This is a genomic window from Mesorhizobium sp. M7A.F.Ca.CA.003.01.2.1 (assembly GCF_003998945.1).
Lineage (GTDB): Bacteria > Pseudomonadota > Alphaproteobacteria > Rhizobiales > Rhizobiaceae > Mesorhizobium > Mesorhizobium ciceri.
This window is the reverse complement of the sequence record NZ_RZRA01000154.1, coordinates 1-7,590: the sequence shown is the minus strand read 5'-3', so window position 1 is coordinate 7,590 and position 7,590 is coordinate 1. Positions and strand designations below refer to the sequence as shown.

The following is a 7,590-nucleotide window of genomic DNA, read 5'->3' as shown; positions in this document are numbered from 1 at the left end:
CCCCTTCGGCGTCATGAGGAAGGCCTGGGAACCGCCAATGACCGATTTGGCAAAATAGGATGCCAGAGGTTGGTCGGGATTCTCATCCTCCGTCGGGATGGCGATGGCATTGATCGTATATCCCTTGGCTATGGCGTTCGACCTGCTCGGCTGGACGGGAAGCCCGTCGTTGTTCTCGCCATTGGAGGAGATATCGATGACTTTCTTTGCGGCCTTTCCCGGGAACTGGTCGAGCAGGAGACTGCCGATGTCGATAGCCGAGGAGACGGATGTTCCGCCACGCCCTCTGCGGATGAAGCCGGTATCGCCTTTCCTGCTGATCACCGCAGCCGCCGCTTCGGCATCTTCCAGTCCGCAGATGCTTGTCCACGGCAGCACGACGCGCGCGTGTCCGGGGCTCGACCACTCAAAATAGGCAACGCCGATGCAACCAATATAATGCCGGCTGATGGCGGCGATGATCTCTGGCGAGGTGAGTGCCGCGGCATGTCCCTCGCGTTGCATATCGGCGATCTTCGGATCGATGGATGACGAAAAGTCGACCGCGAACACGATGGCGACGTCAACGTTCGCGGCATGGGCCGAGGCCCCCCAAAACAGCGAAGCTGCAAGTATTCCTGTCACTCTCGAGATTGAACCGGCCGGCGTCAGGAGACTGCCCCAGCCTGTCGCCCGCACCAGTTTGCGAAAGGATGGGGGGCCGGCGTCCTGATGATACACACTGCCAAACATGTCATTCTCCATCTCGACATCCGGTCGTTTCAAAAAGCGGGTTCAACATGTGGAAATCTGGCGGGTGGCCTTGGTGCCCACGCCGAAGAGCAGCAGATCGGCCTTGGTCCACAAGAGATAACAGCCGAGCAAGGTCAGTGGCATGGCGAGGGCCGCGAAGGAGCCGCTCCACCAGACCTCAGGCAAAGCGCGGGCGAGGGCCACTGTCGTCGCCAGCATTGCCGGCAACCGGCTGGCGAGCACCGCACTGCGGAACGGATCGGGCCAAGCGGCCGGCCAGATCGGAATTGGCGTGCCGGGCCTGTGGAAGGTGCTGCCGAATTTGCCCAGCGCATGCAGCAGGCCGGAGGTCGCCGCAAGCAATGGATCGCCGAGCAGCAACAGGGCAATGCCGAGCCCGATCGCACCCAGGCCCGACAGGAAGTCGCCTAGACGGTTGAGGGCGGGATCGGGAGCATCCGGCCTTGCCCAGGCCCGGTGATAGGCCTCGCCGCCCCAGAAGAAGACCAGGGTGGTCAAGGTCAGCGCAACAGTGCCATGGCTGCCAGCGAAATATTCGATCACCGCCATGGTGACGCTGCTTCCCTCATGCAAGCCGACCGGCGCGGTGGCAATCTGGATCGCCAGACCGACAATGAGGCCGAGCGCATTGCCGCTGTTGTAGTAGCCACCCGGTCCCTTCATGCGGGCGCGAAGCGCCGATACCAAATGTGCGACCGGAAGAAGGATTGTCCGCGCATCCATCACTGCGCCCCCGCGACAAGTCCGGCCGGGTCTGGAATACGTTTCGCATCACCGGCAAGGGCCATCACATTCCTCCACTGGACCTGAATTGTTGGGATGACGATCGCCCGCCCGATTTGCGGACGCAGTTGCAAAGGCAGGGGCCGCGTCGAAGGATTGAACCGAAGCGGTTCGCAAGGACGTGCGTGCCTGCAGCGCTCGGTTCGACATTGCAACGGACAGGATCGCACCCAGGATGATGCCGGCACCCAAGACGCTCGCGGACGAGCTCCGCTCGCCGAGAAAGATTGCCGCGCCCAGCGCCCCGAAAACGCTTTCTGCGCTGACGATCACGGCGGCGTGGCTGGCCGGCGTAAAGCGGAGGGCAACCGTCTGTATGCCGAAGGCAATCGCAGTGGAGAACACGCCGAGGATGGCCAGTTCCGGGCCGGCTGCGGATGCGGCGGCCAGCGACAGATTGCCTTGCATTGCACCGAGCGGCAGGGCGAAGGCTGCGGCGCCGAAGAACTGTGTCGCGGCAGCGGTGAACGGCCGCGCATGCACCTGCATGTGCCGGCCCAGCTCGACTGCCCAGAGCGCATAGCAGGCAGCCGAGAGGCCAGCGGTAAGATCGCCACTGCTGAACCCGGCTATCCCATCCGACAACAGCAGGGCTCCAACAAGGGTCAATCCGGCGGCGATTGTAAGACTCGCTGTCGGACGTTCGCCTACGAGAAACCAGGCGGCCAGCGGTGTCATTACCGTTGCCGTGCTTACCAGGAAGCTCGCATTGGTGACGGAGGCCCCGAGATAGCAAAGCTGCTGGAGCGTGATGGAGATGGCAAACAGCGCGCCCACCTTGGCCAAGCTGGAAAAATAGTCCGGCCCGAGCGGAAGCCGCTTCTCCATGAAGACAAAGGGCAGCACAAGCAGCCCGCCGATCAGGCATCGCAGACCCACAGCACTCAGCGCGTCGAGATGCACAAGCACCATCTTTTGCGAGACATTGCCGAAGCCCCACAAAGCGGCTGCAAACAGCAGCAGCAAATTGGCTCTTGTCCTGGACACGCGCCCCCCTCGAACCAAGCCTTTCGTTGACTTGGTCGCCTTAATTTAGCAAAGCCTAAACAGCCTGCCGTTACGGCAGCGCTTGAGCGCGAAGGCCGACTGTTGCGAAGCGTTAGTTTTGAGTTAGGATTTCGTCAGGCTGGGATAGCAAATGCAAAGTGAGGACAGCGGCGCTGCAAATAGAATCTCACTCTTCGGCGGTTTCCGGATTGAAAATGAAACGGCCGGCCCGCTTCGGCTGACCGGGAAACGAGGGCCGGCAATCATCGCCTATCTGGCCCGGTGTCCGGGCATGGCGGCGACGCGGGAGAGGCTGGCTGACCTCCTATGGGGCGACAGCGACGCTGAACATTCGCGCAACAGCCTTCGGCAGGCCCTCAGTGTCCTGCGCCAGGATCTGGCGCGAGAGGGGGTGGATCTCATCCATTCCAGCGGTGAGTTGATCGCCCTGAGGCCAGAGCTGGTTCAAGTCGACGTGGAGAAGTTCGAAACGGGTCTCTCGGCCCGTTCCGCCCAGGAGCTGGCGAAGGCCTTGGCGAACTACACCGGGCCCTTCCTCGACGGGCTTTATCTGGGAAGCAATGCGTTCGATGACTGGATCACATCGGAACGCGACAGGCTGCTCGGCCGCGCGCTTGAGTCCTTCGAAAAACTGGCCCGTCTCGTCGACCCCGATGCCGGGCTGATCCTGGCCGATCGTATTCTGACCATGGAACCGACACGGGAAGAATCCTATCGGCTCAAGATGGAATTGCTGCTCGCATGTGGCCAACGCGACAGGGCAATCAGGACATACGAAGCTTGCAGAAGCATGCTGAAGAAGGAGTTCGGCGTCGAAGCCGGCCCTGAAACGCGGGCGCTTTGGCAATCTCTGTTGCTTGCCGCCGACGACGCTTCAAATGTGCAGTCGACAAATGGTGTTCCGTCCAGCCAGCGCCTTGGGCGTCCGTCCATCAGCGTTGCCGACTTCGTTAATCTGACCGGAAAGCAAGGCGACGACTTTTTCGCCAAGGGACTTGTCCAGGACATCACGACAGCCCTCTCCGGAGTGGCCGACTATGTCGTGCTCGCCGCGCTTCCGTCCGAGAAGAGCGGCCCAGGCGAAGAAGCCAAGACACCAGGGATACTCCGGGCGCGATATATGCTCAGCGGCAGCGTCCAGAGATCCGGCAATGGGTTGAGGGTGAATGTCCAGCTCGTCGATGCCGCCGGCGGCCACCACGTCTGGGCCCAGAAGTTCGACGGCCACTCCGAGAACGCGCTCGAATTCCAGGACAGGATCGCACAATCTGTTGTTCTTGCCGTGATCCTCGAACTTCAACTGACCAACTGGAAGGTTCGAGACAAAAGCCCGCCAGGGATCCCTGAAGTGCGCAGGCTGGTGAACGAAGCCCTCATGAAATATTTTGAGATGACTCGGGACTCACTTTTGGTCGGGATAGAGCTTGCCGAGAGGGCCTTCTCGATAGGTCCCGACAATGCCCGTGCAAAGCGGACGCTCTCGATCGTGATATCCATGGGCGTGGCGTTTGGTGCGCTGCCTCGGGGGCGTGGGGTGATCGAGCGTGCGGTCGAGCTTGCGGAAGCCGCAGTACGGGCGGTACCGGACGATGAAATTGCCCGATGTATTCTGTCGTTCGCTCTCGAAAGTTGCGGTCGCATCGACGAGGCGATCGCCGAATGCCGCCACGCGATCAGCCTCAACCCAAGCTACCCAACTGGCCACGGCGATATTTCGATGCTCTTTGCGTTGCGCGGACAGGTCGACGAAGCGGTGCGTGAGGCCAACGAAGCAATCCGGCTCGGAACGCACGATGTCATCGACTTCTGGCGCCACCACGGCCTGGTTGTGGCGCTCTTCGCTGGCGGAGACAACCAGCGGGCGCTCGAAGCCGCCCGCAAAGTAGTCAGGACAAAGCCTGGCTTCGTTCGCGGCGCCCTTTATTGGGCCGCGACCGCATCGGCCACCGGAAATAACGAAGAAGCGTCCCGGGCCATCCACCATTGCCTGTCACAACTTCCGCATCTCAATCTGAGCAACGTCTGCCCTGGCTTTGTGCCGCGCTATGTAAAGGATCATCATCATTCCCGGTTCCTTGAGATGCTGTCGAGGGCTGGCCTTCCCAGTTCCTAGCCACATCGTTGGCGCAGACACCGTCATACGAAGCTGGAGGGTTCCGTCCTCCGCCCAGGCATCGAAAGCAGACGACGCGTTGGCAATTCCGGCCAGGTCGACCTATACGCTACCCTGCGATTGAGGTATTCGACGCCCCACGCCGTGGCGCCGGCCAGTCATCCGCCGATTTGCGGCTTGGGCCTATCATGGCGCGTGATAGAGCCCGTACGACGCGATCCAACCTGTTGAAGTTACGAAACATGCAAGATTATCAAAGGTTAAGGGTAGCCATAGCGCCCATGATGGACTGGACGGACCGGCATTGCCGGTTCTTCCACCGTCAGCTGACGAGCCATGCGCTGCTTTACACCGAGATGGTGGTGGCCGACGCCGTCATCCATGGCGCACGCGAGCGTCTGCTCGGCTTCGATGCGTCAGAACATCCGGTCGCGCTGCAGCTCGGCGGCTCGGATCGCGAAAAACTTGCCGAGGCGGCGCGCATCGGCGAGGCCTTTGGCTATGACGAGATCAACCTCAATGTCGGCTGTCCGTCAGACCGCGTCCAGTCGGGCACGTTCGGCGCCTGCCTGATGAAGGTGCCGGACCTCGTTGCCGGCTGTGTCGCGGCGATGAAGGCGGCGGTGACAATTCCCGTGACCGTCAAATGCCGCATCGGCGTCGACGAGCAGGATCCGGAGCCGGCCCTCGATGCGCTGGCGGATGGGGTTTTCGACGCCGGCGCCGACGCATTGTGGGTGCATGCGCGCAAGGCGTGGCTGGAAGGGCTGAGCCCCAAGGAAAACCGTGACATCCCGCCGCTCGATTACAACAGAGTTTATCGGTTGAAGGCTAGAAAACCTAACGAATTCATTGGCATCAATGGCGGCATTCAGACGATCGAAGAGGCGTTGGCGCATCTCGACCATGTCGATGGCGCCATGCTTGGCCGCGCCGCCTACCACACACCCGGCATTCTGGCTGGCGTCGATGCCGCTTTCTACGGCGTCCAGTCCGAGCCGTTCGATTTCGCCGCGCTGATCGATACAATGGCGGACTATGCGGCACGTCATATCGAGCTGGGTGGGCGGCTTGGACATGTCACCCGCCACATGGTCGGACTGTTCCATGGCTTGCCCGGCGCGCGCCGCTACCGGCAGATCCTGTCCACCGACGCGACAAAACCCGGCGCCGGCCCGGACGTGCTGAAGGCGGCTTTCGCGGCCGTCGAGCTCGGCGGAGCGGCAGCCGAAGCGGCTTGAGATTCAGGGATCAGTCCCTGAGGATCATGCGGTCGCCGCGCACGTCAAAACCCGACAATGAACCGATGAAGTTCATGCCGAGCAGGCTCTGGCTGAGCATGCCGGGTGCGGCGATCATCACCGACATATCCCTGCGCGTGATGCCGCCGATCGCAATCTGATCGGTTTTCACGGCCGCGGCGCGTGCCATGCCGTTGGCGGTCGAAACCGGTATGGTGTAGTTGAGCGCCGCTGGATTGAATCCGGCGGCTTGTGCGTCTTCGGACGTCAGCACGGTGCTGGTCGCGCCGGTATCCACCACGGCCCGGACCGGGTTGCCGTTGACCAGGATGCGCGCTTCGAAATGGCCGTTGTCCGCCTTGTCGAGCGTCACCGTGGCGTGGCCGTCCTCGACGCCAAGCGCAAGCGGACTGCCGGGAACAAGGCCCGCGGTCACCCGGCTGGCGACATCCTGCAGCTCATAGCGGTACTGATAGCCGGCGATCAGCGCGAGCGCGATGGCCGCCCAGGCGCCTAAGTTGCGGGCCATGGCGCCCAGGGGTCGGCCCGAGCGAAGCAGGCCGGCGCCGATAAGGGCGCCAAAGGCGCCGAGCCAGATCAGCCGGCTGAAATCGTTGTTCTCCACGCCGAGGGTGCTGCCGGCGGAATCGTTGAGCATGAGCAGGACTGCTCCCACCCCGATCGCGGCCATCAATATCCAGAACAACCGGCTCATCCGCACCTCACGACAGCGCGTCGCGTTCGCGCGCCATGCGGGTGCGGCGCGTTTCCCGGCGCGGCCGGCGCTCGACCGTTTCCAGCCGGGCCGGCAATTCAGCCATGACGCTGCGGCGCGTTTCCGGCGTCATCCCGATCCAGGCGCCGATTTCCTCGCGCGTGCGGCCGCACCCGAAACAGAAGCCGGTTTTCATGTCGATCGAACAGACCAGGATGCACGGGGATTCGATGGCCGTCATGACTTTCTCTTGGGCTTCCATCCGCAATCCCTTGTTCCACCTCCACATGGTGCAACGGCAAAGCCAATGCAAGCCCTCGCGATTGCGCCCTTCGGGGCCGGCTTTGCGGCAAATGCAGGCCCATCATCCCAGAGGTTGTGCCAACCCCGCAAGGCGGCTATGCCGCTTACCAAATCCAGGGAATGATCGATAACAAGATGACCAGCGCACTGCCTTTCGACGATTTTCGCAACCTGTTGGCCAATCTGCCGGCGGCCGACACGGCAGCCGAGACCCGCGTGCGCACGCTGTTTGCCAAGGCCGAACCGGGCAATTCGCTTGGCCGCATCGAGGACATCGCCGCCTGGCTGGCCGCCTGGAGCGGGCGGGCTCCGCCCGCGGTGACAAGACCGCTGATGGCGGTCTTTGCCGGCAATCACGGCGTCACGCGCCACGGCATTTCGCCACGGCCGGTGGCGGCGACCGCCAACGCGGTCGAACTTTGCGCCGCCGGAGGTGCCGCGATCAACCAGATCTGCATTGCCTACGATCTCGGGCTTAAGGTTTTCGATCTTGCCCTGCACATCCCGACCGCCGACATCACCGAAGAGGCCGCGCTTGACGAGCGTGGCTGTGCCGCCACCATGGCCTTCGGCATGGAAGCGATCGCCGGCGGCACCGATCTTTTGTGTCTCGGCGATCTCGGCGTCGGCAACTCCACCGTCGCCGCCACCCTGTTTGCGGCGCTGTTCGGGGG

General features: G+C 62.6%; 8 protein-coding genes. 3 read left to right on the top strand and 5 right to left on the bottom strand.

The genetic code is table 11. From position 1 onward, the window contains the following. The 3 genes from EN969_RS09095 to EN969_RS09085 all read right to left on the bottom strand — a co-directional run. Positions 1-732, bottom strand: a 732-nt coding sequence (locus EN969_RS09095) for a DUF1194 domain-containing protein (protein WP_127419079.1), incomplete at its 3' end; no start/stop codon positions are given. A 42-nt stretch (positions 733-774) separates the two neighbouring features. Continuing rightward, entirely contained in the window at positions 775-1,416 is a 642-nt protein-coding gene (locus tag EN969_RS09090; protein WP_245462583.1) for a hypothetical protein, read from the bottom strand. Between the two features lie 108 nt (positions 1,417-1,524). Beyond that, a complete protein-coding gene (locus tag EN969_RS09085) occupies positions 1,525-2,523 on the bottom strand; it encodes a DMT family transporter (RefSeq protein ID WP_127419078.1) in 999 nt (332 codons plus the stop codon). Between the two features lie 151 nt (positions 2,524-2,674). Between EN969_RS09085 and EN969_RS09080 the strand changes: the two genes are divergently transcribed. Continuing rightward, positions 2,675-4,657 carry a BTAD domain-containing putative transcriptional regulator gene (locus tag EN969_RS09080; protein WP_063167984.1) on the top strand — a complete coding sequence of 661 codons (1,983 nt, stop codon included), beginning with the start codon at positions 2,675-2,677 and terminating at the stop codon, positions 4,655-4,657. A gap of 242 nt (positions 4,658-4,899) precedes the next feature. Then, positions 4,900-5,898 carry a tRNA dihydrouridine(20/20a) synthase DusA gene (gene dusA / locus EN969_RS09075; protein ID WP_063167985.1) on the top strand — a complete coding sequence of 333 codons (999 nt, stop codon included), beginning with the start codon at positions 4,900-4,902 and terminating at the stop codon, positions 5,896-5,898. A gap of 10 nt (positions 5,899-5,908) precedes the next feature. Here dusA and EN969_RS09070 read toward each other — a convergent pair whose 3' ends face one another. Beyond that, positions 5,909-6,613 (bottom strand): TIGR02281 family clan AA aspartic protease, encoded by a 705-nt coding sequence (locus EN969_RS09070; RefSeq protein WP_024503317.1) that lies wholly within the window; start codon positions 6,611-6,613, stop codon positions 5,909-5,911. Positions 6,614-6,620: 7 nt separating this feature from the next. Next, a complete protein-coding gene (locus tag EN969_RS09065) occupies positions 6,621-6,854 on the bottom strand; it encodes a DUF1289 domain-containing protein (RefSeq protein WP_024503316.1) in 234 nt (77 codons plus the stop codon). Positions 6,855-7,051: 197 nt separating this feature from the next. Between EN969_RS09065 and EN969_RS09060 the strand changes: the two genes are divergently transcribed. Further along, positions 7,052-7,590, top strand: a 539-nt coding sequence (locus tag EN969_RS09060; RefSeq protein ID WP_206525138.1) for a nicotinate-nucleotide--dimethylbenzimidazole phosphoribosyltransferase, incomplete at its 3' end; no start/stop codon positions are given.

Excerpts from the sequence above, each read along its gene's own strand:
- EN969_RS09090 (WP_245462583.1), bottom strand. The coding sequence starts at position 1,416 with ATGAAGGGACCGGGTGGCTACTACAACAGCGGCAATGCGCTCGGCCTC.
- EN969_RS09080 (WP_063167984.1), top strand. The coding sequence starts at position 2,675 with ATGCAAAGTGAGGACAGCGGCGCTGCAAATAGAATCTCACTCTTCGGC.
- dusA (WP_063167985.1), top strand. The coding sequence starts at position 4,900 with ATGCAAGATTATCAAAGGTTAAGGGTAGCCATAGCGCCCATGATGGAC.
- EN969_RS09070 (WP_024503317.1), bottom strand. The coding sequence starts at position 6,613 with ATGAGCCGGTTGTTCTGGATATTGATGGCCGCGATCGGGGTGGGAGCA.
- EN969_RS09065 (WP_024503316.1), bottom strand. The coding sequence starts at position 6,854 with ATGACGGCCATCGAATCCCCGTGCATCCTGGTCTGTTCGATCGACATG.